This is a genomic window from Pseudomonas sp. PSE1(2024) (assembly GCF_050990555.1).
Lineage (GTDB): Bacteria > Pseudomonadota > Gammaproteobacteria > Pseudomonadales > Pseudomonadaceae > Aquipseudomonas > Aquipseudomonas aphyarum.
In genome coordinates, this window is sequence record NZ_CP158967.1 from 2,103,886 (window position 1) to 2,129,013 (window position 25,128).

Genomic DNA, 25,128 nt, shown 5'->3' on the forward strand with positions numbered 1-25,128 from the left:
CCTGGGTCAATGCTTTCCAACGCTGATTCTGCGGCCTTTCCATGCGCCGCGTAAGGACAAAATTGCCCTCGGGCAAAATGTCGCAGCGGACGAAAAAAGCGAGGGGTCCCGGTCGGATGTAACGGGGTGTGTTCGAACGCTCGGTTCGGGTGACGGACGGTAATTGGCACGACAGCCGGTATCTACCGGCCTTTGCGGCCATGTCAGTCAGCCGATTCGTTCAACGCCTCGCTCGGGGTCGACCTGGAACCGGCACGGGCCAGTCCGCATCGAGCAAGCGTAGACCCGAATCCGGGTAACCGAAAGGAGAGGGGGTGAAGGGGTGCGACAATGCGTCGCAAAGGGGCTGGAAACTGCCGCACTGGAAACGTGCGGCAGTCTTGTACGCAATGATTACTTTTTATTGTCCTCAGTAATCAGTTTTTCTGTATTCAATCCGTTGCTCAGGCTGTACACATAAGCGGCCAGCAATTGCACTTTATCGTTGCCCAGCAGCTCGTTCTGAGCGGGCATGTGGCCTTGACGGCCATGGCGAATGGTTTGCTCAAGTTGGGTCAGGCTGGTGCCGTAGATGAAACCGGCCGGGTGCGTCAGGTTCGGCGCGCCCATGGCTTCGGTGCCCTGGCCGTTTGCCCCGTGACAAGCCACGCACATGGTGCTGAACGCTTGCTGCCCGGCTTGCAGGTCGGCCTTGTTGTCCGCCGCCAGTGGCAGGCCGGCCAGTTCGTGACGCACATAAGCCGCGACGTTTTTCACCCCGGCCTCGCCCAGTGCTTCGCCCCACGCCGGCATCGCCGCCATCCGGCCACCCATGATGGTGGTCTTGATGGTGTCGGCGCTGCCGCCCCAACGCCAGTCCTTGTCGGCGAGGTTAGGGAAACCGAACGCGCCCTTGGCATCCGAGCCATGGCACACCGAGCAGTTGGAGGCGAACAGACGGCCGCCCATTTTCAGCGCCTGCGGATCCTTCGCCACTTCTTCCACCGGCATCGCGGCGAATTTGGCGAAGATCGGCCCGAACTTGGCGTCAGCCTTGCTCATTTCCTTTTCCCATTCGTGGACGCCGGTCCAGCCGTCTTCGTAGCCGGGCAGGATGCCTTTCCAGTTGCCCAGGCCCGGGTAAAGGATCAGATAGCCCACGGAAAACACCAGCGTGCCGGCGAACAGCATGAACCACCACTGCGGCAGCGGGTTGTCGTACTCCTCGATGCCGTCGAAGCTGTGGCCCATGGTCTGGTCGACGCTGCCCTTGGTTTCGCCCCGACGGGTGCCGACCAGCAGCCAGGTCAGGCCGATCAGGCTGCCGATGGTCAGTACGCAGATCCACGTACTCCAGAAGGTGGTCATGGCCGGGTACTCCTTGTTTCATTAGCTTGGGTAGTGTCGGGTTGCGGCTCGTCGGCAAACGGCAGCAGGCGCGCTTCGGCGAATTCAGGCGTGCGCTTGCGGTTGAACACCCACAGGGTCAGGCCGACGAAGGCTACGAACACCACGACCGTGCCGAGGCCGCGAATCAGCCCCGCGCTCATTTCAATGACCATGGTTCACCTCTTGCTCTTGATCGCAGTGCCAAGCACTTGCAGGTAGGAGACGAGAGCGTCCATTTCGGTCTTGTCCTTGAGGCTGGCCACTGCGCCGCTGATGTCGTCGTCGGTGTACGGCACGCCGAGGGTGCGCATGACCTTGAGCTTGGTCTCGGTGTGGCTGCTGTCGACCGGTTGGGTAACCAGCCACGGGTAGGCCGGCATTTTCGATTCCGGTACAACGTTGCGCGGGTTGTACAAGTGCGCACGGTGCCAGTCATCCGAGTAACGCGCGCCAACCCGGGCCAGGTCCGGACCGGTACGCTTGGAGCCCCACAGGAACGGGTGATCCCACACGCTCTCGCCGGCCACCGAGTAGTGCCCGTAGCGTTCGGTTTCGGCGCGGAACGGACGGATCATCTGCGAATGGCAACCGACGCAGCCTTCGCGGATGTAGATGTCGCGGCCTTCCAGTTGCAGCGCGGTGTAGGGCTTCATGCCTTCCACCGGTTTGTTGGTCACGTCCTGGAAGAACAGCGGGACGATCTGGGTCAGGCCGCCGATGCTCACGGCGAACACCATCAGCAGCATCAGCAGGCCGACGTTCTTTTCAATCGTTTCGTGTTTCATGGCGGACTCCTCAGGCCATCTGCGCGGCAGCAACGACGTCAGCAGGCTGCGAGGCCCGCACGGTGCGCCAGGTGTTGTAAGCCATCAGGAACATGCCGCTGAGGAAGATCGCCCCGCCAATCAGCCGCACGACGAAGCCAGGGTGGCTGGCCACCAGGGTTTCGACGAAGGAGTAGGTCAGCGTGCCGTCCTCGTTCACCGCACGCCACATCAGGCCCTGGGCGATGCCGTTGACCCACATCGAAGCGATGTAGAGCACGGTGCCGATGGTCGCGAGCCAGAAGTGCGCGTTGATCAGGCCGATGCTGTGCATCTGCTCTTTGCCGAAGATTTTCGGGATCATGTGATACAGCGCGCCGATGGAAATCATCGCCACCCAGCCGAGGGCGCCGGCGTGTACGTGGCCAATGGTCCAGTCGGTGTAGTGGGAGAGGGCGTTCACCGTCTTGATCGCCATCATCGGACCTTCGAAGGTCGACATGCCGTAGAACGCCAGCGACACCACCAGGAAGCGCAGAATCGGGTCGCTGCGCAACTTATGCCAGGCGCCCGAGAGGGTCATCATGCCGTTGATCATGCCGCCCCAACTTGGCGCCAGCAGAACCAGCGACATCACCATGCCCAGCGACTGCGCCCAGTCCGGCAGCGCGGTGTAGTGCAAGTGGTGCGGACCGGCCCAGATGTACAGGGTGATCAGCGCCCAGAAGTGCACGATCGACAGACGATACGAATACACCGGACGTTCGGCCTGTTTCGGCACGAAGTAGTACATCATCCCGAGGAAACCGGCGGTGAGGAAAAAGCCTACGGCGTTGTGGCCGTACCACCATTGCACCATCGCGTCGGTTGCACCGGCGTACACCGAGTAGGACTTGGTGAAGCTCACCGGCAATTCAAGGTTGTTGACGATGTGCAGAATCGCCACGGTGATGATGAACCCGCCGAAGAACCAGTTGCCCACATAAATGTGCTTGGTCTTGCGCTGCATGATCGTGCCGAAGAACACGATGGCGTAGGCGACCCAGACGATGGTGATCAGGATGTCGATCGGCCATTCCAGCTCGGCGTATTCCTTGGAGCTGGTGTAACCCAGTGGCAGGCTGATGGCCGCCAGCAGGATCACCAGTTGCCAGCCCCAGAAGCAGAAGGCGGCGATTTTCGGCGCAAACAGTTGGGTCTGGCAGGTGCGCTGCACCGAGTAGAACGAACTGGCGAACAAGGCACAGCCGCCGAACGCGAAGATCACCGCGTTGGTGTGCAGCGGGCGCAGGCGTCCGAAGCTGGTCCACGGCAGGTTGAAGTTGAGTTCGGGCCAGACCAATTGAGCCGCGAGAAAAACCCCGAGCCCCATGCCGACGATGCCCCACACCACCGTCATAATGGCAAATTGGCGGACCACCTTGTAGTTGTAGGCGGTACTGATAGAAGTGTTCATGGTTCCCCATCCACGGTTCAGCCGAAGTGAGCGCGCGCAGAAAACGCCGCGAATCCTTCGCCTGGAGTTATAGGCAGACTAAAAGCGAGGCAAGCATGGACAAACAGCACAAGGCCAGTATTGACGGGGATCAATGGGCGCAGTGCCTGCGGGATCGTGGGTGGCTTTGGGATGCGGCCAGTGGTGAGGCTTCGGCGACGCTCATTCTCGCGCATGGGGCGGGGGCGCCGATGGACAGTGAGTGGATGACGGATGTGGCTGGGCGCCTTGCTGGGCTTGGGGTGAATGTGTTGCGGTTTGAGTTTCCTTATATGGCGCAGCGGCGGGTTGATGGGGTTAAGCGACCGCCGAATCCTGCGCCGAAGTTGCTCGAATGTTGGCGTGAGGTTTATGGCTTGGTGCGACTTCATGTCGCTGGGGTTTTGGCGGTTGGCGGGAAGTCGATGGGGGGGCGGATGGCCAGTCTTTTGGCGGACGAGTTGGGTGCGGATGCGCTGGTTTGTCTGGGTTATCCGTTTTATGCAGTGGGTAAGCCTGAGAAGCCACGGGTTGAGCATCTGGCTGGGCTAAAGACTCGGACGTTGATTGTGCAAGGCGAGCGCGATGCTCTTGGCAATCGGGACGCTGTCGAAGCTTACGATCTATCGCCGAGTATTGAGGTGTTTTGGCTGGCTGCGGGGGATCATGATTTGAAGCCGCTCAAGGTTTCCGGGTTTACGCATGAGCAGCATTTGGCTGCCGCCGCGCAGAAAGTGGCTGCGTTTCTCAAGCACTGATCGAGATTTTTGAACCGCATGAAGATCGGCTCCCTTTCCCCCTCGCCCCCTTGGGGGCGGTCCGACGTTTCGGGAGGGCTGGGGTGAGGGGGTAGATCTTGAACACGACACACTTTTCGATCTGTGTGCATATCCGTTTCTGCGGTCAAGCCCACCTAGGGTTTCGCCCTTACGGCGACTCACTTTTTTGACAAACGCCTCAAAAAAGTAAGCAAAAAAAGGCTTGCTCCTACGTCCGGCCCGCTCGCTAAAGCTCGGGGTTCCTTCGTTCCGGGATTCATCCGGGGGGCATCGCCTACGGTTTGCTTCGCTGCACCTCCTCTCGATGTGTTTGGCTTCGCCAAACGGTCGCTGCGCTCCCACCCCCGGACGAATCCCTCCACTCAGCCTTCCGACGTCGCCCGAAGATCAAAAGCGATACTCGAGCTAACGCTCATCGTTTTGAGTGGTTAGGGGCCGATTGAAGTGCTGTTCAAAACCTGAGTTCAACTCAATATCCCACCTCGGCGTACCTCGCCCACGCACCTCGGTCAGTCCCCTCGCCCTCGGGGAGAGGGCTAGGGTGGGTAAAGACCGGGTTCATCCGTCTCTGGGGTAACTGCTGCTCAGAGACGCTCCCTAGAGAATGCTCTTTTCCAAGAACAGGCCAGAATCGGAGCGATTGGCTTGATTCTGACCATGATTAAATTGCTCACATTAACTGGCTCTTGATCCAAACTCAGTCATCCAATTTTGCAAGGCTATTACATCGGCTTCGAATACAGCCAGTTCAAGAGCGCTGCTTGGCATCTCCTCAGATTGAGCATGCTCAAACACTGAGTAGCGAGTCATCAGATCATCAATGAAATTACAGTCATCACTTGTGACCTTGGCGACCTTATGCAGCTTGCCTTGTGTATTAATTGCGCGTCTGAAACGACCAACCACATCCGCCAATAAAATGTACTCAATCGTCTTCTCAACGATGATCCGGAAATCACTGCAGGCACTCTTGGCGAGTGACTCGTAAGCCTCGACCTCAGCCTTCTCCACATGCTTTTTCAGACGCGTAATCGTATTGTCGATTAATCCCCGGACAGCGCTTTCCGGTCGCAAGTCTCTAGCGCTAGTCGTGGCGACGATACCTGCCGTCTTATCCATCCTCCGAAGAGAAGTCAGCGTTGGCTTTATAGAGGGCATCCCAGGAGTCTGTTCCCATTTCTTAGTAACAGCTTCGACCTGGGCAACGAGAGATAGCCTGTGAGTGAAAATGATCACCTGTCTAGTCAAAGATAATGACGCGAGGCGCTCGACGACCTTTTCTTCAAAGTCTTGGTCGAGCGACGAAATAGGGTCATCGAAAATGAACGGTGCCAGTTGATTTGAGCCGGTGGTGTCTGCAAGAAAAGCTGCCAGCGCGGCGATTCGGGTTTCACCTTCGCTCAAGATGTAGTCCAGGCCATGCGATCCATGCGCACCTACAAGGTTCAGGCCGAAGGTGATCTTCCCTTTGCCTCCCGATTTACTCTGCGGAACAATTGGAATGCGGTGACCTCCCAAGAGCTTCAATTCTTCGATGAATCGAGTTTGGTAGCCAGCATCCAGCTCAGTTTTGGCCAATTCATTTTTCTTTGAGGTCAGAGAGTTGGTAGCGGCAGAGCGAGAGGCTTTATCTATCGCTGCGACTGCGATCAATCTGGACTTTTCAGCGTTGATCGACGTCTTGTTCTGTGAGAGCCACTGCTTTGCTTGAAGGCATTGAACTCGGCTCTGCATTGCCTGGCGATGCTCATCTTTCATTAGGGACGACAGGCTAACTTCTTCGGCAATTAGGTCTGCTGACTTGGTTTTTGCCGCTTCGTTTATGCTCGACCAGTCGAACGGCTGCAAGGTGCTGACAGGGCTCCCCAGTACAATTTGATCACGCCTCGCTTTGAGCATACCAAGCCAAGTGACTCCATCGTTCTCTTCGAAGCCCAAGGTGGACATGTTAACGATCCAGTCTGCTTGCCCTGGAAGAGTTGGCAACCGGTTTTTGTGATCAGTAAAACTCTTTTCAGCCTTCTTGGCGGCTGTCTCAAGGCCGTCAGTAACGAACTTCTCAAAACCTAACAGGCGGGCTTTGGCATCCTCGTCGAGGCTTTGATGGCAAAGCACACAACGTGAGTCAGTCGCGATATTGGGAAACGGAGATTCTGTGTAGACCGTGCCAGTGGAGTATGCGCGTGCGCACTCCCACATCTCCTGCCAAGTCGCAGAGCCAACGCCTTCAAGCTCGGCTTTACCGAAAATGACTGCCGCCGCCTCTTCGCTGGTATTCCTCGCCTTGACGGCTGTATTTTTTAGATTCTCTAGCTCAGCTGCCGTCGCATCGTTCAATCCCTGCTGAAGTGTCGTCAACGTTGTTTCAATATTTTTCAGTGCGGTTTTTTCTTTATTGATGAGCAAAAGCCGACCAGCGATATCCTTCTCTGCGAGCAAGGCCTCGTTCTCTATACGCTCTCGGTCAAATTGGTCGGTGTACAAGCATTCCTTATCAATGCTGGCAGCCGTAGTCGTACCCTTCAGGCCTTGAAGCCATTTCGCTTCGGGAGTTTGATTTAGGGTCTCTGGGATGGCGGGTAGTGCTTTGTTCAATAAAGCTTTTTCTGCGGCAAGCTCTGCGTTAACGGCGTCCGCTGTTGCAATTAGGGCCGATACAAACTTCATCCGGCTGGGCTCATAGCATGCCTCAGTTCTACCCATATATTGCTGGGCGGCCTTGCTATCGAACACCTGTGCATGCCGTAAAGCTTTGTGCGGGCCACTGGCAATATCCCAGTGAACATCTGCAGGTTTTCCGTCAATGGAAACCTTGAAGTGAGCACGACATGCCGTAGGGGTTGGATCGAAAACATTGCCGTGTATCTCGTCCTTGGATCGTGATCCGCAGATCTGTTTGAGCAAACGTGCAAATCCGCTCTTGCCGGTTCCATTCTGCCCATAGATCACCGCAAGATTGCTTTTGCCGAATGGAAGATTTGCGCCGGCCTTGATTGCATTCAAACCATGCACATCAAGGATCTCATCAATTCGAAGCATGGGTCTGTTGGCTGCCTGCGACAGCGCTCCAGGAATTATGGTGAGAAACCCCGGATCAACTTTGTCCTCGGCTTCAAGCTTGCATAGCCTAGCTAACGACTTGATCTCTTCCTGATTAAGCTGTCGTTTCGAGTCGATCAGCATTCGAGCGGCTGTCTGTAACCACTTAGGGCGCCCGTTCAGCCAAGTCTCGAAATCATCAGCTACTACCGGCTCAATCTCTAATGTCGACATGGAGTGCTTATCTCAAAGTTGAATCCCTGAGCGTAGGCGTGACTCGGCTTTCTGCCACTATTTGGCCATCTCAATGATTGCAAAATGCGACGTCGCTAAAATGCATCAGCAGAAGGCTGAACATGGCAGTGATGCTTCGGGAACCTATTGAATATGTGTTCACGGGGGCAAGATTGCTCCGGGTGGCGACCCGACGAAAGCGGTCTATCAGAACACATCAAAAGAACAGGGTAATGCCCGGCCGTTTTTTGCACATAAACGTAATCCAGCGACCACGTTTAAAGTACACGAACCGTTACGCCATAAGGGCTACAACACCTTGCGTCGTTGCCTACGCGTACGCCAGAATCCGCCGGCTTACGCGGTTCGGAAAGGGCTATATCGTTTCCTTGTCACTGAAAAACAGTGATCGGGTTTGGTAGCCCGCTTCGAAACCGTCGTATGGCGTCACCATATGCAGTCCCTTATTTTGGGGCTCAGATTTTATGGTGGGCATGCGCGGGGCTCCTTTGTGAGCGCCGGGTTTCCCGTTTCGACCGGTCTACCAACCCGCGTATGGCCACCACCCTTCGTTTGGTAGCGAGGGTGATGGCTCCTTACATTCGAAACTGGAGTTACGTCTATGTTCAAAGCCACACCCAACCCACCAGAAACCGATTCAATCCCCTACGACGCCGCACTCGAAGCCGAAAACATAAAATCGGCAACCGAGCGGGCGATCAATCATTACCTCGATCCTGGGGCGCAGAAGACGTCCAAGCCCTCGCGCAAGCCGGGCAAGATCTATCTGGTCAACCCAACCATGGATGACGAAACGCTGCTGGTCGAAGCGTGCGAAACGCTGTCGTCGGCCAGTGACATGGCCCGGGACATTGGCGAAACCGTCGATCCGTCGCAGCGCAAGGCGATGCAGATTCTGCAGCAGGTCATCATGCTGAGTGAGCTGCTGGTCAATCGTGTGCTGGATAACCATCACGTCTCGCGGTAGTTGTCGCCCCGGTGAGGGGCTTGTCCCCTCACTGCCTGGCAGCCGTCGATAAAAATTCTCAAGCGACTCTTTCCGGAGTTCCAGCTGATGTCCAAGACCGTCATTCCACCGTTAGAAGATCCGGTGTCCCCGTACGAATTTCCCGATTCAAGAAAACTCCACGACGCGGCCGAACGCGCCCTCGACTATTACCTGACACCCGCAACCCAGATCATGGCCACGCCCTACACCCCAAACGACATGTTCATGGTCAACCCGCAAACCGACACGGAGTCCTTGCTGGCCAACGCCTGCGAATCCCTCGCGTCAGCCACGGTCATGCTCGGTGACTTTGCCGGCCTGCTGGAAGGGCCGAACCGCAAGACCCTGTTGGGCATTGCGCAAGTGGTGATGTTGGGCGAGTTGGCGGTGAATCAGGCGCTGGATAACCTCGTGCCGAAGGCGTAAGTAGCAAGGCAATAAAAAACCCGGAAGCTCTCGCTATCCGGGTTTTTTATTGCCTTGCTACAGGCGAGTTCCAAGAATTGGCCAGCCAACTGATCAAAAGTCCTCAAGGTCGGAATAGATGACTTTTCCCACGATCCATGGCTCAACAATCTCGCTATGCACCGTTCGCAGAAATGAACCCCACTCACTCCGGTTATGGGCATCCGGGCCTGTGATTGTCAGCAAAAGATATTCATCCCGGAAAGCGTCGTAGGCGTAGATAAGCCAGAAGTCGTTGTCAGGATCATCAACCAAGGCAGTTCGATAATACTGGCGGTCTATTTTTGCCCACCGTGACTGGGTCGCTTGGGTGCTGGCCAGGTGGATGTGATGCATATCGCTGAGGTCGAGTCGTTCGTCTCGCCCAAAAATAGCGGGCAGTTCACCGCACACTTTGTAGTTATAAAAATGAGCGGCGAAGTTTTTCCAGTTGTTGATTTGTTCGAAAAGCGCAGAGATTTTGACTGCTGGCATCTATGGCTACTTTGTTATGGGTAGCTTGCCAGTGATCACATATTTATCGAACGCTTTCTGCCCATCACGCGCGGCTTGCCGGACATCAAGAAAAGTCAGTTCATCGCGAATGACTTTTTTGACTGGCTTGTCGGTCTTTCTGGTGGTGGCCATCGGAGCCTCCAAAGGAGATGTATTCATACTGACCAGCTTAAGGGATTGGATTTCTACCGGCAAACGATAGAGCCGACCCCAAAGGTGCACCAGTCAGCGGATTCTGGCGTTCTTGTAGGGCATAGCGCCCCTATGTGTAGTCACGCGGTGAGCCACAATAAAAAACCCGGAAGCTCTCGCTATCCGGGTTTTTTGTATTGCAGAACAATCAGCGGTTAAACCGCTCCACCAACGAATACTGCGTATTAGCAGTCTTGGTCAGCTCTTCACTCAGCAACGCCGAGTTATGCGCCTGTTCCGAGGTCTGGTCCGCCAGTTCCGAGATGTTGCTGATGTTGCGGCTGATTTCTTCAGCCACGGCACTTTGCTCTTCGGTCGCGGCGGCGATCTGGGTGGTCATGTCGGTGATGTTGGCCACTGCTTCGCTGATGCCCACCAGTGCCTGATCCGCTTCCAGAACACGCGCCACACCTTCTTCCGCCTGGCGATGACCGGCTTCCATGGTTTGCACGGCGCTGGATGCAGTCTGTTGCAGTTTGGCGATCAGGGCGTGGATCTGGCCGGTGGATTCGCTGGTGCGTTGTGCCAGTTGGCGGACTTCGTCGGCAACTACCGCAAAACCACGGCCCATCTCGCCGGCCCGCGCGGCTTCAATCGCGGCGTTGAGGGCCAGCAGGTTGGTCTGGTCGGCGATGCCTTTGATCACGTCGACCACGCCGCCGATTTCGTCGCTGTCCTTGGCCAGTTGGGTGACGGTCAAACCGGTTTCCCCAACAACTACGGACAAGCGCTGGATGGCTTCGCGGGTTTCGCCGGCGATGTCGCGACCGCGACCGGTCAGACGGTTGGCTTCCTGGGTGGCGTCGGCGGTGCGTTGTACGTGGCTGGCCACTTCTTGCGTGGTGGCGGCCATCTGGTTGACGGCGGTGGCGACCTGTTCGGTTTCCACGCGCTGACGTTCCAGACCGCTGGAGCTGTTGTGCGCCAGGGCGTCGGACTGTTTGGCCTGATCGGTCAGGTGCTCGGCGGTGTCCTGCAGACGGGTCAGGCAGGTTTTCAGGCGGGCTTCCTGGCTGAGGATCGACATCTCCAGACGGGCCTGTGGGCCACGGCTGTCGGTGTACATCTGCGCGATCAGCGGGTCGGAGGTGGTCTGCTCGGCCAGACGTAGCAGGCGTTTGAGCCCGCGTTGTTGCCATTGCAGGCCCAACAGGCCCAGCGGCACCGACAGACCGGCGGCGAGGACGAAGCCCCACTGCGAGTTCAGGGTGGCGCCGATCATGAAGCTCAGCTGGCTGACCAGAATGAACGGCAGCCAGTCCTGCAGCACCGGCAGCCATTTGTCAGTTTGAGGGATCGCCGACTTGCCCTGGTTGATGCGTTGGTAGAGCGCTTCGGCACGGCGGATCTGTTCGGCGGACGGCTTGACCCGCACCGACTCGTAACCGACCACCTGATTGCCATCGAACACCGGCGTTACATAGGCGTTCACCCAGTAATGATCACCGGTCTTGCAGCGATTCTTGACAATGCCCATCCATGGCAAGCCTTGTTTCAGTGTGCCCCACATGTGCGAAAACACCGCAGCCGGGACGTCGGGGTGACGAACCAGGTTGTGCGGCGCACGGATCAGTTCCTCACGCGAAAACCCGCTGATTTCGACGAATGCGTCGTTGCAGTAGGTGATCACGCCTTTGGCGTCGGTTGTGGAAATCAACCGTTGCTGAGCCGGGAAAGTCCGTTCGCGTTGTGTAATGGGCTGGTTATTACGCATGGTTTTTCAATCCGCAAGGCTTTGAAAGGTTGTCGGCGGGGTCGGCCATTTATTGAAATTTTTTTTCATTTATAAGTACGGCGTCGCAAAACGGCCCTTGCTTCAACCCGCGAGCATCGGATAGGTGAACAGACCGAAGTGCAGCAGGTTCAGGCCAAAATGCGTGGCGATCGCGGCACCGAGCCCGCCAAAACGGTAGGCCAGACCATAGCCGACACCCGCCAGGCTCGCCAGCAACACCCATTGCCAGCCGGCGCCCACATGCACCAGACCGAACAGCAAGGACGCCAGCAGCAGCGCGAGGTTTTCGCCGTAGGGCAGGTGTTTGAAACGCCGGCTCAGGCCGCCCTGGATATAGCCGCGAAACAGCGCTTCTTCGACCAGCGTCACCAGCAGCAGATTGTTCAGCACCCACAGCCACGCCTGATCCGGCCATTTCGGCGCCCAGGTGATCATGCCCAGCAACACCGCGCCGCCCAATGCGAGGATTACGCTCAGCGTCAGTGCCAGCGCGGTGGCGTACACCGTCAGGCGCAATGAGCGTCGCGCGACGATCCATGGGCAGACCAGTAGCAGCCAGAAACCAATCAACGGTTTGTCGAGATTCAGGTACATCGAGAACGGCACGGCGTTGTCGGTGAAGCGCTGCGGCACGATGGCCCGGCCGTTGTAGAAGCCCGGCAGCCAGTGCAGGGCCAGCGCCAGAGCCAGCACGATAAACAGGCCATGGCCGAGATAACGCCCGACCGGCACGGTTTGCTGGCGCACGGCGTAAGCGGCGAAAACCAGCAGTGCAATGGAGATCAGCGCCAGCCAGCCGAGCTGGCCGAAACTCAGCGCCAATCCGTAACCAAGGCTGAGAAGCCCGAGATAGAGCCATGGCAGAGCTGTCATGGAAAGTCCTTGTGCACGATTTGTGGACAGGCTTTCTACACTCGTAAGGCCGAGGGGACAAGTGAAGGTGTGGCGAGAAACCGGGACAACAAAGCCATTGGCCAAACACAAATCCCAATGTGGGAGCGGGCTTGCTCGCGAATGCGGTGTGTCAGCTAACAGATTTGCTGAATGTTACAACGCCTTCGCGAGCAAGCCCGCTCCCACAGGGGATTTATATTCCACCAGGAATTTTGTGTTTGGCGGGAGATCAGCGCAGGTTGAGTTTCGCCGCCGCGCGCTCGGTGATTTCAGTGCGCAGCTTCAACGACGGCGCTGCACGCTTGCGGGCTTCTTCAACAACCGCACTCGGCGCCGTCTCCAGACTGCCCGAATCAAACGGCGGCGCCGGCGCATATTCCAGCTGCAACTGCACCAGTTGCGCCGTGTCGACACCGACCAGTTCCTGCGCCAGCGTCAGGGCAAAATCGATCCCCGCCGTGATGCCGCCCCCGGTGAACAGATTGCCGTCACGCACCACCCGATCCTTCACCGCAATCGCGCCCAGCGTCGGTAGCAGATCGTGATAAGCCCAGTGCGTGGTCGCCCGTTTGCCCTGCAACAGACCCGCCGCCCCAAGCACCAGCGAACCGGTGCACACCGACGTCACGTAACGCGCCTGAGCCGCTTGCGACCTGATGAACGCCAGCGTCTGCTCGTCCTCCATCAACGGCCCGACCCCGGCGCCTCCGGGTACGCAGATCACATCCAGATCCGGGCAGTCCTCGAACGTGGTGGTCGGTTTCAGCACCAGCCCGGTGCTGGCGGTGACCGGCACCAGATCCTTCCAGATCAGGTGCACCTGCACGTCCGGCAACGAGGCCAGCACGTCATACGGGCCGGTCAGGTCGAGTTGCTGCACTTGTGGAAACAACAGAAAACCGATCTGCAACGCCATGGTTCTTCTCCGTGAAAAGGGGGGTAGACGGCTTCACTGTAGGCGCGTAGGTTTTGGCGCATACGCCAATCAGCCCACGAATTACGCCAAATGCCGAAAACCATCCACGTACTCGCGTTCGCCAATGTGCAATTGCTCGATGTCACCGGGCCGTTGCAGGTCTTCGCCTCGGCCAACGACATCGCCCGCCAGCAAGGTTTGCCTGCGCCCTATGCGCCAACGGTGATTGCCAGCGGTGGCGGGGCGGTCAACTCTTCCGCCGGGTTGGCGATGCTGGCCGAGCCGCTGCCGGAACAGCCCAGCGACACGCTGATCATCGCCGGCGGCTGGGGCGTTTACGCCGCTGCCGAAGATGTCGAATTGGTGGGTTGGGTGCGTGAACACGCAAATGACTGCCGGCGTGTGGCTTCGGTCTGTACGGGCGCATTTCTACTGGCGGCCAGCGGCTGGCTCGACGGTCGCCGGGTCGTCACCCATTGGACCCGCTGCGAACAACTGGCGCAGCAACACCCGCAATTGCAGGTCGAGCCCAATCCGATCTTCATCAACGACGGCCCGGTCTGGACCTCGGCAGGCGTCACCGCCGGCATCGACCTGGCGCTGGCTATGGTCGAAGACGATCTCGGTCGCGACATGGCCCTGGACGTCGCCCGGCAACTGGTGGTGTTCCTCAAGCGCCCGGGCGGGCAGTCGCAATTCAGCGTGACGCTGTCACTGCAAAAACAGGGCAACCGCTTCGATGATCTGCACGCGTGGATTGCCGAACACCTGACCTGCGATCTGGGTATTCCAACCCTCGCCGAACAGGCCGGCATGAGCGAACGCAGTTTCGTGCGCCACTACCGCGCCGACACCGGCCAGACCCCGGCCCGGGCGATTGAACTGATTCGCGTTGAAACCGCCCGCCGGTTGTTGAGCGATACCGGTTTGCCAATCAAACGGGTCGCGGCCAATTGTGGATTTGGCAGTGAAGAGACGTTAAGACGCAGCTTCCTGCGGGCCATGGGTGTGACGCCGCAGGCTTATCGGGAGCGGTTTTCGGTCAGCGCTGGAGCAGATCCAGTAATGCCTTGAGCGTCTCGCCCGGCGCTTCCTCGGGAATGTTATGCCCGACCCCCGCCAGCACTCGCCGCTCATAAGGCCCGGTGAAGTGGTGCGCATCTTCATCGTCCGCCGGTGCCGGGCCAACGCCATCATCGGCACCGCACAGCGAAATCGTCGGAACGCCGATCGCCGGTTGTTTCTCCAGCGCCTGCTCCATCCCCTCCAGCGCCGGATCGCCCGGTGCGTACATGAAGCGATGGCGATAAGAGTGAATCACCACCTCGACGAAATCCGGGTTATCGAACGCCGACGCACTCAGCGGATAACGCTCGGCGTTCCGCGCCCAGGTCGGCGACCACAACTGCCACAGCAACTCGCACAGCGCCCGACGATTCTGCATCAGCCCTTCAACGCCACGGGGCGTGTGGAAGTAATACTGATACCAGTAGCGATGTTCGCTCTGCGGATCCAGCGGCTGGACCGAATTCGGAATGTCTTGCAGGTTGTAGCCATCGCCCGTCACCAAACCGCACACGCGATCAGGAAACAGCGCCGCAACGATGCACGCCGCCCGACCACCCCAGTCGTAACCGCACAGCGTCGCTTGCTCGACACCCAGCGCATCCATCAGATCCAGCAGATCCTGAGCCAGCGCCGCTTGCTGGCCGGAGCGCAGGGTGTCCGGGCTGTTGAAACGCGTTGGCCCATAGCCGCGCAGGTACGGCACGATCACCCGATAGCCTTTGGCGGCGAGGGGCGGGGCGATTTCATCGTAGGCGCGGGGAGAGTAGGGGAAGCCGTGAAGGAGGATGACCGGCGTGCCATTTTCCGGGCCGTGATGCTCATACGCGATGGTCAGGCTTTCAGTCTTGCAAAACTGCATCACGGCTTGGGTCATCTCACTCTCCCGTTATCCGAATAACACCTTCTGCCAATGGTCTTCGCTGATGATGGCAATCGGCACGCCACTGTCGCGAAGCTCAACGGCTTTTTTGATCTTGGTGCCGTAGCTGCTGTGAAGCCATTGATCGTTCCCGATGCTGCCCACCACCAGATAATGAATCTTTTTGCTGACCGAGCCGCCGATCAGTCCACCTCGCTCGACAATCAGCGCTTCACAGTCCTTGCGGGGGCCGTAGGCCATGACACCGGTGAAGAGAAAGACACGATCAGCACAGCTCAATGCCGGAGCAGGGTTGTCCAGAGGCAGAGAGGTTGAGGCAACGAAGGGTTGCTGTACGCCGACTGGAAGACCTGCGAACTGGTGAAGCATTTCCAGCAGTTCGGCTGACTCTTCTGCATCAAGAACGCCGTCACTGAGCATGTCGGCGAGACGCTTATAAAGGATGTTGACGACCGGATCATTCAGATGGATCAAGTGCGATTCGATCCAGTTTTTGAGAAATTCGGCTTCCTGCTGATTGATCTTGCCGTCTGCTGCAAGCCCGGCGGCGATTCCAGTCAGCGCGTCGACGGAGCGACGGTCGATTCGGGCCTGATGAAAGAAACTGCTGTTCTGAAACTCCTGATGCAGATCGACCATTGCGCTTCTCCTTAAGCTTCAGCTTCCGCTACCTGATTGAGATACTTGCTGCGATCCGGCGTAAACGTCACCACCATTTTCGTCCGCGAGCAGGTCATGACCCGTTCGGCACTCAGATCAATATCCAGATCTTCCCCACGCAACCCTTGCCACTGGGCGAGGTATTTCAGCGATCCGTATTTTTCATTCTTCTTCAGGCTGCGACTGACCCCGCCTTTCCAACCCAGCACCGGCAGTTCATCGGCGCTGCAGCGTTGAGCGAGGTCGGGGAAGCGGGTGGCGCGCTGGCGGCCGATTTCCCAGCATTTGATCAGGCCCTTGTCGGCGGCGTCCCACAGTTCATCGCGCTTGAGGCCGGTGCGCAGTGGGGTGTCGATCTGGCGGTGGATGCGTTGGCTCATTCTGGTTCCTTGAATCGGGTTTTTATTGGACAGCTCCGCTGTGCCCGTTGCGGTGGATGGTAGGGGGGGATGTAACAGCTGGCAACAAGGTATTTCGGGGTGTAAGTGCGAGTTGCGGGCCAAGCGTTACACGGGGTTGGCAGGTTTCTGTAGGCCGTGCCATCAACCAGTTGTATCGAAAGGAATCGATTGTGTGGGCCAACCCTTCAACTGCAAGGCTCGGGGGTGTTTACCGCTCGTAGGTAGCCTTCCTACAAGCGGCGATTGAAGTTGAGATCTTTCCTACAGGCTCTGGCGAAAATGGATGACTACGGCTGCCAGTAATTCTTCTCCCCACTCAACTTGCGATCCAGAAAACTCGCTGCACTGATCAGTGCCAGATGCGTCAGCGCCTGTGGTGTGTTGCCCAGATGCCGGCCACGGTTGTCGAATTCCTCTGCGTACAGCCCCAACGGATTGGCGTAACGCAGCAGTTGTTCGAATTCCAGGTGGGCCTTTTCTACTTGTCCGGCGCGGGCAAGACATTCCACGTACCAGAACGAGCACGCGGCGAAGGCGCCTTCAGTGCCGGACAAACCGTCGATACCCGCATCATCGTTGCGATAGCGGTAAACCATGCCGTCGCGCACCAGATGTTTTTCGATGGCTTCCAGCGTCGCCAGCCATTTCGGATCCTTGGCGCTGACGAATCGCACCAACGGCATCAGCAACATCGAGCCATCCAGCGCCGTGCCGCCCTGGTACTGCACAAAATGCCCGCGCTCTTCATTCCAGAAGTTGTCCCAGATGTCGGCGTGGATCGCCTGACGGGTCTGGTCCCAACGGGCGAAGGGCGCCGGCAGCGAGCGTTTCGAGGCCAGGCGGATTGCCCGGTCCAGCGCCACCCAGCACATCAGCCGTGAGTGCAGGAAGTGATGTTGCTCACCGCGCATTTCCCAGATGCCTACATCCTTGGTCTGCCAGGTCTCACAGACCTGATCGACCACTTCCATCACATGTTTCCAGCCTTCGTGGGAAATCGCGTCGCCGTATTTGTTGACCAGATAAACGGCGTCCATCAGTTCGCCGAAGATATCCAGTTGAATCTGGTCGTAGGCGCCATTGCCGATCCGCACCGGTTTCGCGCCGCCGTGGCCGGATAAATGCGTGAGTTCGGTTTCCGGGAGTTCCTGGCGGCCGTCGATGGCGTAGAGGATGTTCAGTTTCATCGACTGGCCGCTGCAATCGCTGACCCGCCCGCGCAGCCAGCGCATGTAGCCGTTGGCTTCGTCGACAAAGCCCAGGCGCATGAAGGCGTAGACGGTGAAGGAGGCGTCGCGGATCCAGGTGTAGCGATAATCCCAGTTGCGTTCGCCGCCGGGGGTTTCCGGCAGGCCGAAGGTGGCGGCGGCGAGGATTGCCCCGTGCTGGCGCGAGGTCAGCAGCTTCAGGGCCAGGGCCGAGCGGTTGACCATTTCGCGCCAGCGACCGCGATAGTTGGACTGGCCGATCCAGTCGCGCCAGAACTTCAGGGTGCGCTCGATGCACAGTTGCGCGGCGCCTTCGGCGAAGCGCGGATCGTCGCTGGCGCCGAGCATGAAGGCGGCGGTTTGATCCTGCTTGAGGGTGAACTGTGCGACTGCCGCATCGTCATCAACGCTCAAGGTTTGATCCGAGGCCAGCCGCAATGTCGGCTGCCCGCTGGCGCTGAACAGCACATCCTTTTTGTCGATGACAGCGCGGGTTTCAGCGCGGGCATAGTCATGCCGAACGGCGCAGCGCAGATGAAACGTCGCCTGCCCGCTGACCACCCGCACCCGGCGCATCAACAGCGGCAGGGCATCGTCGTTGTCGCCAATCGGCAGCAGGTCGGTGATTTCCACCACGGCGTGGTCGCTGAGCCAGCGGGTTTGCAGGACGTTGGTGTCCGGCAGGTAAATCTGTTCGCGCCGGGCATCGGGCAGGTCCGGCGCGAGCTGAAAAATCCCGGCATCGGGGGTATCGAGCAGCGAACAGAAAATCGACGGGCTGTCGAACTCCGGCCAGCAGAAAAAATCCACGCTGCCCTTGTCATTGACCAGCGCGGCGCTGCGCATGTCGCCAATGATGCCGTGGGCGTCGATGGGACTTTGTCGTTCGGATTGATGCTCAGCCATTGCCACGGAACTCCGGATAGAGGCTCATGCCGCCGTCGATGAACAGGGTGGTGCCGACGATGTAGTCGGAGGCATCGGAGGCGAGGAACACCACCGCGTTGGCCACGTCCTCGACATCGCCGATGCGCCCGTAAGGGATGAGTTTGAGCAGGTCCTGCGCGGCGTCGCCTTCGGTGGCGTCCTTATTGATGGCCGTGCGGATTGCCCCCGGTGCGATGCCGTTGATGCGGATGCGCTGGTGGCTGACTTCCTGGGCGAGGGTCTGCATCAGCTGATCGACGCCGCCCTTGGACGCTGCGTAATTGACGTGCCCGGCCCAGGGAATGCGCTGGTGTACCGAACTCATGTGGATGATCTTACCGGCAGCCCGGGACACGCCTTCGCGCACGCCCTGGCGATTGAAGATCCGCAGCGCGGCGCGGGCGCAGAGGAACTGGCCGGTGAGGTTGACGCCGATCACCGCGTTCCAGTCGGCCAGCGACATATCCACAGCCGCCGCGTCTTTTTGCAGGCCGGAATTGGCCACCAGAATGTCCAGCGTTCCAAAGGCATCGAGGGTCTGCTGGAATAGTCGCTCCACGTCTTCTTCCTTCGAGACGTCGGCACCGATGGCGATGGCCTGACCACCGTCGGCAATGATCTGCCGGGCCAGCGCTTCGGCGGGCTCGGCCTGACGGTTGTAGTTGATAACCACGGCGGCACCGGCGGCGGCCAGGGCTTTGGCGGCACCGTGGCCGATGCCGGAACTGGCGCCGGTGACAAGAGCCACTTGGCGGGCGAGGGAAATCTGCATGCAGGGTCGCGCCTTGGGTTGAGGGCTTATTTAGCTGACTGATGGGCGGCGGCGAGAGTTCATCCGCGTACATGAAATCATCGACAGGTTTATGCGGCAGCGATTGGCCCTGCACGGCACAGGGACTTGACACTCCACCAACAATTCCTCGCTTCCCCGGCCGTCAGGCTTTGTGGCAACTTGGCCACGAGTTCACATTGACACTTGAAGAGATCTCCAACGACGTTGCTAAATCTATTCAAATTCACCGGGGTGGATTTAACAGTGCTTCCAGTCTGGCTTTGGCCTCGGATTGCAGGCCATACCGGGCAGCCACGTAGGCATCGAGCAACTCAGTGAAGTCCGTTGCGATGTTGCTGCCCTTGAGTGTCATTACCCGCTCGCCGTCCATGTACACCGGTGCCGATGGATGCTCTCCTGCTCCAGGCAGGGAAATGCCGATGTCCGCCAGACGGCTTTCGCCCGGGCCATTGACGACGCAGCCCATGACCGCGACATGCATATTTTCGACGCCGGGAAATTGCATTTTCCACTCGGGCATTCGGGCCTGAAGAAAACCATCAATCTGCTGCGCCAGTTCCTGAAAAAAGCTGCTGGTGGTGCGCCCGCACCCGGGACAGGCCACCACGGTGGGGGTAAATGCACGCAAGCCCATGACCTGCAGAATCTGCTGCGCCACGAGCACTTCACGGGTGCGGTCACCGTTGGGTTCCGGAGTCAGGGAAATGCGCAGCGTGTCACCGATGCCTTCCTGCAAAAGCACCGCCAGCGCGGTAGAGGAGGCGACGATACCTTTGGAGCCCATGCCGGCCTCGGTCAACCCCAGATGCAGCGGAAAATCGCAACGTGCGGCGAGATTGCGGTACACCGCGATCAAATCCTGCACATGGCTGACTTTTGCCGACAGCACAATCCGGTCTGCCGACAAGCCGACGTCGATGGCCCGTTGCGCATTCTCCAGCGCCGATACCACTAGTGCCTCATGCATCACCGCATCGGACTCCAGCGGCAGGGCTGATGCTGCGTTTGCGTCCATCATCCGAGCCAGCAAATCCGGGTCCAGGCTCCCCCAGTTAACACCGATTCTCACCGGCTTGCCGTAGCGGCAGGCGGCTTCGATCATGCTGCAGAACTGCTCGTCACGCTTGGCGCCCTTGCCGACATTGCCGGGGTTGATGCGGTACTTGCCCAGTGCCTCGGCGCATTCGGGATATGCCGCTAATAAACGATGGCCGTTGAAATGAAAGTCACCCACCAGCGGCACCTTGATGTTGCGCCGATCCAGAAGCTCGCGAATGTGTGCTACCTGCGCTGCGGCGTCGTGACTGTTGACTGTGATCCGCACCAGTTCGGCGCCTGCCAGCGCGAGGCTTTCGACCTGGCGGGCTGTAGTTTGGGCGTCGGCGGTATCGGTATTGGTCATGGCCTGCACAACAACGGGCCCGTCGCTGCCTACGTTGACAGGACCGATGATGACTTGCCGGGTGTTGCGTCGAGCGATAGGGCTGTCCATGGATACGACTCCTGTAGGGCGCGGCTTACTGACGGGCAATCAAACCGTCGGGCAAACGGAAGTGAGCATGCTCTTCGCGTCCTGGTAGGGTCTCGATCTCGAGCGGGGCGATCCTGTTCAGCGCATTGAGCACATCATTGACCATCGCCTCGGGTGTTGAAGCGCCGGCGGTAATACCGATGGTCGATTGATCGTTAAGCCATTCGCTGTGAACTGCGCTGCCATCGGCGATCAGGTAACTGGGGATTCCTGTTTCAGCGGCGATATCACGCAACGTCACGGAGTTGGCGCTTTGTGGGCTGCCGATCACCAGCACCACATCGACGCATTGGCTCAGTTCACGTACAGCCGTTTGACGGTTCTGTACGGCATAGCAAATGTCGCGGGTGTCGGGTCCGATGATCTGCGGATAACGTCGCTTGAGTGCGTCGACTACTGCATGGGTGTCGTCGACGCTGAGGGTGGTTTGGGTGATGTAGGCCAGCGGTGTGTCCTGTGAAAACTCGAGTGTGGCGACTTGCGCTTCGGTTTGTACGACCACCACCGGAGAGGGAATTTGTCCGAGCGTGCCGATCACCTCGGGATGGTCCGGTTCGCCAATCAGGATCACCTGATAACCTCGGGCGGCGTATTGACGGCCGTGGTTGTGCACTTTGGTTACCAGCGGGCAGGTGGCGTCCAGGACCTTTAATCCCCGCTGGTGAGCATCGTTTTCTACCTCTTTTCCAACACCATGAGCGCTGAAAATCGTGACGGCATTGGCTGGGACTTCATTCAGATCTTCGACGAATCGTGCTCCTTTGGCCCGCAAGTCCTCGACCACGTGCTGGTTATGGACGATTTCGTGCCGCACATAGACTGGTGCACCGAATTGCTCAAGGGCCTGTTCGACGGTATCGACAGCGCGAACTACACCGGCGCAGAAACCTCGGGGTTGGGCGAGGATGACTTTCATGGTGGATTCTCACGTTCCTTCGGTATTTACCTGTCAATGAGCACAATCTATCTGAACAGGCTTCGCCCACATCTCTGTCGCTAAAGGTTCGCGAGGGGCTTTTACGGCTGTTCGATGCTACTCAAAGGGCATTCAGTGTCCATTGCTGGCTCTGGCTCCGTGACACTTCAAGTGTGTATGTCGCGGGTAGAAGCAATGAGCGTTCCCGTTAGCGGTAGCTTTTCGGGCGGGACTTCATGAGGTGGATAGAACTGCGCTGTCCAATTGCGGAAAATCATAATAGGGCCTTCGTTGACGGTGAGTTTCGGTTTTGCGCCGTAATTTCTGTAGGCCCAGATATGAAGGTCTTTTTTCGCCTCAGGAATGAACCAGAAATGGTAAGCCGCCGCTGTCAGGGCCAGATTCAATGTGTTTCTGATCCAGCGTGGGAACATCGAGAGCCTCTCGACCCGAAGCACCATGAAGTCTTTCAATGACCATTGGAGTGGGGCTATCTGGGTAGGAGTCACCATCAATATGATATGCAGACCTAGTCGTTTCTGGGTCACATCCACAACCGTTAATCCGAGCCCGTAAAGCGTCATTTTCATCTCTATAGCGAGCCCGAGTACTTCCATAGTGTACTGGACTGTCAGTTGATGACCTTCGGCGATAGGTGGCTGCATGACTGCATTCATCCAGCTGTGAACAGGTGCGAAATGGTTCAGGTCAAAGACATTTTCGCCTATGTTCTGGAGGTTGCCCCGTGCGTTGTGATGACTTCTGAGCGGAGTGGGAAATCCTGCCAATTGAAGGTCGGGCAGTTTCCATATTGCGTGGGGTACATCAGATCCCTGCCACACGAATATCAGTCCGTTCCATTCTTGTACTCGGCGGTGAGCGAGCCTTGCCTGTGGCGGTTTGATCCCGCTGGGAGTGTGTAGGCAATGGCCATCCGCAGTGAACGCGAAATGATGAAACGGGCACACAATGGTTTCGCCGACGATCTTTCCTCCTCTTCCGAGATGGGCACCCAGGTGCGGACAAAAGGGCTCGACGGCTCGGACAGCGCCTGATTCGGTGCGGTAAAGCACTAATTCCTCGCCCATGAATGGCACCGTTTTCACAGCTTTGGGTTTGAGTTCACTGGCGAAGCACAGTACGAACCAGCCGTCAGGATATAAAGTTGATGGAGTTATCCTCTCATTAGGAGTGCTCGACATTGTCACGAAGTGATCCCACCTATAGTTGAGTATTAATGGACGGTGAGTTTCCCCACTATCTCGTAATCGACGGATTCCTGTCGCACACTTTTTTCTCTATGTGGCCTAGTCTATAGGGGCTGAATGCAAAGGATCGTAATGCCACCACCAAGATATTGAAGGAATATCGACTATTCCCCTGCAATTATCCGGGAAGTTCTCGGTCAGAGTTCCCCCGTAATAAGCCAGTGGTCCGTCGACTCCATTCAAGTAACGGTATCGAGGGTTTTCAATTATCCACTCCAACCCCCCACGCCAGTAACAATCCAGGCTCTGGATATAGGCTTCAACTTCCGGTGACGCTTTTGCTAGCACAGAATCTCTCAGTCGCATATACAAGCCAGCAATGTTGTCGCGCATGCTGAAAGCTTCTGCCAATGCTTGATTATGAGTAATTCCAGTGCGCTGTTGAATCAGAGAGACAATATTATGTTGTCTGCCCTCGGGATCTCTTGCCAGTTCCTTGCCATACGAAAAGAAGTCACTTTCCCAGACAATCATCATTGCAGCCATTTCGGTCAGAGCACATAGGCGTCGATCCTCCATATCTGACTGGCTTATATTGACCAGGGTGCTAATATGGCCAAAAGTTGGAAAAACCATTCCGCCACCTGAACTAAGACGCAGCAGTGCGCTATCGTTCAAGGTTGGTTGTGGATTGACCAGTTTTCCTACTTCGACCATGAAGTAACCACGTTGAGTATTTACAAATCTAGAGGTGTGTAATGGAGTTGTATATTTGTCCAGCCTTAAACGTATGTCGCGTAAAGCCATTGCAAAATTGTTTTCAGGGTAAGCGGGGACTTCGGGTGATTCGATCGAGCGTTGCATCTGTAACATGGCGGTAATTGATCGCGCGGGGTTTTCACTCATTGCACCTTCGTCGCAGTACTCGTCGTCAAATGAAAAAGCCCAAAGAGTATAGTCCGCGAAGATTTGTGCGATATCAGCACTCGCCGCATCGGGGTACATCAGTGCCGCCAGGCGGCCGCATCCAACGCTGGCCAGACGTTGCCGATGTTTTTCATCACTGTATAAATGCCATTTATCCATCCACGAGATAACTCCTTCCTCAAGCTTTTCACTTTCTGGATAAATTTTATATGGCAATGGGCAATTGATATTGGTTAGTGTAAGAGTGGTCATGTAGACTCCTTGTGATATTTTTAAAAGCGATCAGAACTTTTCGCCTGGCTTTTTCACAATCACACTATAAGTAGAAACCTTGTTCTTAAGCAGCGCCACCGACCAGTTCTCCGCCAATACCCGCAACTCTTCCAATGCCCCCGTCACCCCATTCGGAAACAGTTCCTCGTTTTCAATATTGGCTTTCGAATCCATCAACCAGCGTGCAACATCTATGTTGGATGGCAATACGCGCATGTCATGAGTGGTGAAACCACTCTCTTCCAGCACTTGACGAAAGTACTCAGGTGTCTTGCGGTGTTTGCAGGCCAAGCGATCCACGTCGTCCGGAGTGTCGGGTTTGTATTCCTTGGGATCGGTGTTGTATAGGTTGTCGGAAATCACTACGACGCCGCTTTCGCGCACTCGAGAAAAGAGGGCGCGCATGGTGTTTTCGTAGAGTTCATCGGGAAAGTGCGAGATCACGCCGCGAATGATCACCAGGTCATAGGGCTCATCGGCATCGGGGAGCAATTCGATGTCTTTGGCGTTGCACAGGTACAGATTGATGCGATCGGTCAAACCCTGTTCGGCGTGAAATTTTGCGCAGAATTCCAGTTGGCGCCGGCTGACGTTCACGCCGTCGAGGTGCTGGCATTCCGGGAAGCGTTCGGCCAGGTACTTAAGGATGTAACCCCAGCCACAGCCGATATCGAGAATACGTTTGATCGGTGGGCGATCGGGTTCTTCCAGACCTGCCAGTTTCAGTTGGCGCTCAAAGTAGCGAATACCTGACTCGTCGAGGCTGATTGGCGGTGTCGAACGTGGATCGTCATAGACACCGAACTGGAAGAGGATGTAATTACCGATCGCCTTGCGCCAGTCTTCGGGACTGTCGCCATAGGTGTATACAACCTTTTCCTGGTAGTTATCGACGCTCGATCCTTGAATGATCTGATAGGGCAAGTGAGTTTCGTCGGCGATGACAGCCGGTTTGGCTTGTTTGCTCATTGT

The 25,128-nt window shown here is 57.4% G+C and carries 24 protein-coding genes; 4 read left to right on the plus strand and 20 right to left on the minus strand.

The window, feature by feature from the left end; translation table 11 throughout:
• Positions 1–393: 393 nt before the first annotated feature.
• The 4 genes from ccoP to ccoN are packed head-to-tail and all read right to left on the minus strand — an operon-like array spanning position 394 to position 3,588.
• Positions 394–1,347 (minus strand): cytochrome-c oxidase, cbb3-type subunit III, encoded by a 954-nt coding sequence (gene ccoP, locus ABTV87_RS09535; protein ID WP_433899327.1) that lies wholly within the window; start codon positions 1,345–1,347, stop codon positions 394–396.
• Positions 1,344–1,541, minus strand: coding sequence for a cbb3-type cytochrome oxidase subunit 3 (locus ABTV87_RS09540; protein WP_102717705.1), 198 nt, complete (start codon positions 1,539–1,541; stop codon positions 1,344–1,346). Before ABTV87_RS09540 ends, ccoP begins: the two co-directional genes overlap by 4 nt.
• Before the next feature lie 3 nt (positions 1,542–1,544).
• A complete protein-coding gene (ccoO, locus tag ABTV87_RS09545; RefSeq protein WP_433899328.1) occupies positions 1,545–2,153 on the minus strand; it encodes a cytochrome-c oxidase, cbb3-type subunit II in 609 nt (202 codons plus the stop codon).
• Positions 2,154–2,163: 10 nt separating this feature from the next.
• Positions 2,164–3,588 (minus strand): cytochrome-c oxidase, cbb3-type subunit I, encoded by a 1,425-nt coding sequence (gene ccoN / locus ABTV87_RS09550; RefSeq protein WP_085609009.1) that lies wholly within the window; start codon positions 3,586–3,588, stop codon positions 2,164–2,166.
• Between the two features lie 95 nt (positions 3,589–3,683).
• On the opposite strand from ccoN, the gene ABTV87_RS09555 reads away from it, so the two are divergent.
• Complete coding sequence (locus tag ABTV87_RS09555; protein ID WP_221532993.1) at positions 3,684–4,364, plus strand: alpha/beta family hydrolase; 681 nt, start codon at positions 3,684–3,686, stop codon at positions 4,362–4,364.
• A gap of 696 nt (positions 4,365–5,060) precedes the next feature.
• Here ABTV87_RS09555 and ABTV87_RS09560 read toward each other — a convergent pair.
• A complete protein-coding gene (locus tag ABTV87_RS09560) occupies positions 5,061–7,658 on the minus strand; it encodes an AAA family ATPase (RefSeq protein WP_433899329.1) in 2,598 nt (865 codons plus the stop codon).
• Between the two features lie 622 nt (positions 7,659–8,280).
• Between ABTV87_RS09560 and ABTV87_RS09565 the strand changes: the two genes are divergently transcribed.
• Both ABTV87_RS09565 and ABTV87_RS09570 read left to right on the plus strand, forming a co-directional pair.
• The gene (locus ABTV87_RS09565; protein WP_102717702.1) at positions 8,281–8,646 is read left to right on the plus strand and encodes a DUF6124 family protein; all 366 of its coding nucleotides are present in this window, start codon (positions 8,281–8,283) and stop codon (positions 8,644–8,646) included.
• An 87-nt stretch (positions 8,647–8,733) separates the two neighbouring features.
• On the plus strand, positions 8,734–9,093 hold the full coding sequence (locus tag ABTV87_RS09570) for a DUF6124 family protein (protein ID WP_433899330.1): 360 nt from the start codon (positions 8,734–8,736) through the stop codon (positions 9,091–9,093).
• Positions 9,094–9,186: 93 nt separating this feature from the next.
• Here the strand turns inward: ABTV87_RS09570 and ABTV87_RS09575 are convergent, their stop codons facing one another.
• The 5 genes from ABTV87_RS09575 to inhA form a co-directional block, all read right to left on the minus strand.
• Complete coding sequence (locus tag ABTV87_RS09575; RefSeq protein WP_433899331.1) at positions 9,187–9,606, minus strand: type II toxin-antitoxin system YafO family toxin; 420 nt, start codon at positions 9,604–9,606, stop codon at positions 9,187–9,189.
• Between the two features lie 6 nt (positions 9,607–9,612).
• Positions 9,613–9,759, minus strand: a complete 147-nt coding sequence (locus tag ABTV87_RS09580) for a hypothetical protein (protein WP_433899332.1) — start codon at positions 9,757–9,759, stop codon at positions 9,613–9,615.
• A gap of 208 nt (positions 9,760–9,967) precedes the next feature.
• Positions 9,968–11,533: a methyl-accepting chemotaxis protein gene (locus ABTV87_RS09585; protein WP_433899333.1), complete on the minus strand. Its 1,566-nt coding sequence runs from the start codon at positions 11,531–11,533 to the stop codon at positions 9,968–9,970.
• 102 nt (positions 11,534–11,635) lie between these two features.
• Complete coding sequence (locus tag ABTV87_RS09590; RefSeq protein WP_433899334.1) at positions 11,636–12,427, minus strand: lysostaphin resistance A-like protein; 792 nt, start codon at positions 12,425–12,427, stop codon at positions 11,636–11,638.
• A 250-nt stretch (positions 12,428–12,677) separates the two neighbouring features.
• Positions 12,678–13,364: an isonitrile hydratase gene (gene inhA / locus ABTV87_RS09595; RefSeq protein ID WP_433899335.1), complete on the minus strand. Its 687-nt coding sequence runs from the start codon at positions 13,362–13,364 to the stop codon at positions 12,678–12,680.
• A gap of 90 nt (positions 13,365–13,454) precedes the next feature.
• Between inhA and ABTV87_RS09600 the strand changes: the two genes are divergently transcribed.
• Positions 13,455–14,438 (plus strand): GlxA family transcriptional regulator, encoded by a 984-nt coding sequence (locus tag ABTV87_RS09600; RefSeq protein ID WP_085607944.1) that lies wholly within the window; start codon positions 13,455–13,457, stop codon positions 14,436–14,438.
• Here ABTV87_RS09600 and ABTV87_RS09605 read toward each other — a convergent pair.
• From ABTV87_RS09605 to ABTV87_RS09650, 10 genes are all read right to left on the minus strand, one after another.
• Positions 14,407–15,306, minus strand: a complete 900-nt coding sequence (locus ABTV87_RS09605; RefSeq protein ID WP_433899336.1) for an alpha/beta fold hydrolase — start codon at positions 15,304–15,306, stop codon at positions 14,407–14,409. The two genes, ABTV87_RS09600 and ABTV87_RS09605, sit on opposite strands and share 32 nt — an antisense overlap.
• 12 nt (positions 15,307–15,318) lie before the next feature.
• Entirely contained in the window at positions 15,319–15,951 is a 633-nt protein-coding gene (locus tag ABTV87_RS09610; protein ID WP_433899337.1) for a BRCT domain-containing protein, read from the minus strand.
• Positions 15,952–15,962: 11 nt separating this feature from the next.
• Positions 15,963–16,352, minus strand: a complete 390-nt coding sequence (locus tag ABTV87_RS09615; RefSeq protein ID WP_433899338.1) for a hypothetical protein — start codon at positions 16,350–16,352, stop codon at positions 15,963–15,965.
• 308 nt (positions 16,353–16,660) lie between these two features.
• Entirely contained in the window at positions 16,661–18,487 is a 1,827-nt protein-coding gene (locus ABTV87_RS09620) for a glycoside hydrolase family 15 protein (protein WP_433899339.1), read from the minus strand.
• Positions 18,480–19,280 (minus strand): glucose 1-dehydrogenase, encoded by an 801-nt coding sequence (locus ABTV87_RS09625; RefSeq protein WP_433899340.1) that lies wholly within the window; start codon positions 19,278–19,280, stop codon positions 18,480–18,482. The genes ABTV87_RS09620 and ABTV87_RS09625 overlap by 8 nt, the downstream gene beginning before the upstream one ends.
• A gap of 244 nt (positions 19,281–19,524) precedes the next feature.
• Complete coding sequence (gene ispG / locus ABTV87_RS09630) at positions 19,525–20,793, minus strand: flavodoxin-dependent (E)-4-hydroxy-3-methylbut-2-enyl-diphosphate synthase (protein ID WP_433899341.1); 1,269 nt, start codon at positions 20,791–20,793, stop codon at positions 19,525–19,527.
• Between the two features lie 25 nt (positions 20,794–20,818).
• Positions 20,819–21,748 carry a 4-hydroxy-3-methylbut-2-enyl diphosphate reductase gene (ispH, locus tag ABTV87_RS09635; RefSeq protein WP_221533003.1) on the minus strand — a complete coding sequence of 310 codons (930 nt, stop codon included), beginning with the start codon at positions 21,746–21,748 and terminating at the stop codon, positions 20,819–20,821.
• Positions 21,749–21,915: 167 nt separating this feature from the next.
• Positions 21,916–22,836, minus strand: a complete 921-nt coding sequence (locus tag ABTV87_RS09640; protein ID WP_433899342.1) for a Rieske 2Fe-2S domain-containing protein — start codon at positions 22,834–22,836, stop codon at positions 21,916–21,918.
• 219 nt (positions 22,837–23,055) lie between these two features.
• The gene (locus ABTV87_RS09645; protein WP_433899343.1) at positions 23,056–24,135 is read right to left on the minus strand and encodes a terpene synthase family protein; all 1,080 of its coding nucleotides are present in this window, start codon (positions 24,133–24,135) and stop codon (positions 23,056–23,058) included.
• A gap of 30 nt (positions 24,136–24,165) precedes the next feature.
• Complete coding sequence (locus ABTV87_RS09650) at positions 24,166–25,125, minus strand: SAM-dependent methyltransferase (protein WP_221533006.1); 960 nt, start codon at positions 25,123–25,125, stop codon at positions 24,166–24,168.
• Positions 25,126–25,128: the final 3 nt, after the last annotated feature.

What these genes read in the sequence shown, in the direction of transcription:
- ABTV87_RS09540 (WP_102717705.1), bottom strand. Translation starts at nt 1,541, where the DNA reads ATGGTCATTGAAATGAGCGCGGGGCTGATTCGCGGCCTCGGCACGGTC.
- ABTV87_RS09650 (WP_221533006.1), bottom strand. Translation starts at nt 25,125, where the DNA reads ATGAGCAAACAAGCCAAACCGGCTGTCATCGCCGACGAAACTCACTTG.
- ABTV87_RS09575 (WP_433899331.1), bottom strand. Translation starts at nt 9,606, where the DNA reads ATGCCAGCAGTCAAAATCTCTGCGCTTTTCGAACAAATCAACAACTGG.
- ABTV87_RS09560 (WP_433899329.1), bottom strand. Translation starts at nt 7,658, where the DNA reads ATGTCGACATTAGAGATTGAGCCGGTAGTAGCTGATGATTTCGAGACT.
- ABTV87_RS09555 (WP_221532993.1), top strand. Translation starts at nt 3,684, where the DNA reads ATGGACAAACAGCACAAGGCCAGTATTGACGGGGATCAATGGGCGCAG.
- ABTV87_RS09640 (WP_433899342.1), bottom strand. Translation starts at nt 22,836, where the DNA reads ATGGGCGAGGAATTAGTGCTTTACCGCACCGAATCAGGCGCTGTCCGA.
- ABTV87_RS09645 (WP_433899343.1), bottom strand. Translation starts at nt 24,135, where the DNA reads ATGACCACTCTTACACTAACCAATATCAATTGCCCATTGCCATATAAA.
- ccoN (WP_085609009.1), bottom strand. Translation starts at nt 3,588, where the DNA reads ATGAACACTTCTATCAGTACCGCCTACAACTACAAGGTGGTCCGCCAA.
- inhA (WP_433899335.1), bottom strand. Translation starts at nt 13,364, where the DNA reads ATGGCGTTGCAGATCGGTTTTCTGTTGTTTCCACAAGTGCAGCAACTC.
- ABTV87_RS09580 (WP_433899332.1), bottom strand. Translation starts at nt 9,759, where the DNA reads ATGGCCACCACCAGAAAGACCGACAAGCCAGTCAAAAAAGTCATTCGC.
- ABTV87_RS09610 (WP_433899337.1), bottom strand. Translation starts at nt 15,951, where the DNA reads ATGGTCGATCTGCATCAGGAGTTTCAGAACAGCAGTTTCTTTCATCAG.
- ABTV87_RS09570 (WP_433899330.1), top strand. Translation starts at nt 8,734, where the DNA reads ATGTCCAAGACCGTCATTCCACCGTTAGAAGATCCGGTGTCCCCGTAC.
- ispH (WP_221533003.1), bottom strand. Translation starts at nt 21,748, where the DNA reads ATGAAAGTCATCCTCGCCCAACCCCGAGGTTTCTGCGCCGGTGTAGTT.
- ccoO (WP_433899328.1), bottom strand. Translation starts at nt 2,153, where the DNA reads ATGAAACACGAAACGATTGAAAAGAACGTCGGCCTGCTGATGCTGCTG.
- ABTV87_RS09625 (WP_433899340.1), bottom strand. Translation starts at nt 19,280, where the DNA reads ATGCAGATTTCCCTCGCCCGCCAAGTGGCTCTTGTCACCGGCGCCAGT.
- ABTV87_RS09615 (WP_433899338.1), bottom strand. Translation starts at nt 16,352, where the DNA reads ATGAGCCAACGCATCCACCGCCAGATCGACACCCCACTGCGCACCGGC.
- ABTV87_RS09620 (WP_433899339.1), bottom strand. Translation starts at nt 18,487, where the DNA reads ATGGCTGAGCATCAATCCGAACGACAAAGTCCCATCGACGCCCACGGC.
- ABTV87_RS09605 (WP_433899336.1), bottom strand. Translation starts at nt 15,306, where the DNA reads ATGACCCAAGCCGTGATGCAGTTTTGCAAGACTGAAAGCCTGACCATC.
- ABTV87_RS09590 (WP_433899334.1), bottom strand. Translation starts at nt 12,427, where the DNA reads ATGACAGCTCTGCCATGGCTCTATCTCGGGCTTCTCAGCCTTGGTTAC.
- ABTV87_RS09565 (WP_102717702.1), top strand. Translation starts at nt 8,281, where the DNA reads ATGTTCAAAGCCACACCCAACCCACCAGAAACCGATTCAATCCCCTAC.
- ABTV87_RS09600 (WP_085607944.1), top strand. Translation starts at nt 13,455, where the DNA reads ATGCCGAAAACCATCCACGTACTCGCGTTCGCCAATGTGCAATTGCTC.
- ispG (WP_433899341.1), bottom strand. Translation starts at nt 20,793, where the DNA reads ATGGACAGCCCTATCGCTCGACGCAACACCCGGCAAGTCATCATCGGT.
- ABTV87_RS09585 (WP_433899333.1), bottom strand. Translation starts at nt 11,533, where the DNA reads ATGCGTAATAACCAGCCCATTACACAACGCGAACGGACTTTCCCGGCT.
- ccoP (WP_433899327.1), bottom strand. Translation starts at nt 1,347, where the DNA reads ATGACCACCTTCTGGAGTACGTGGATCTGCGTACTGACCATCGGCAGC.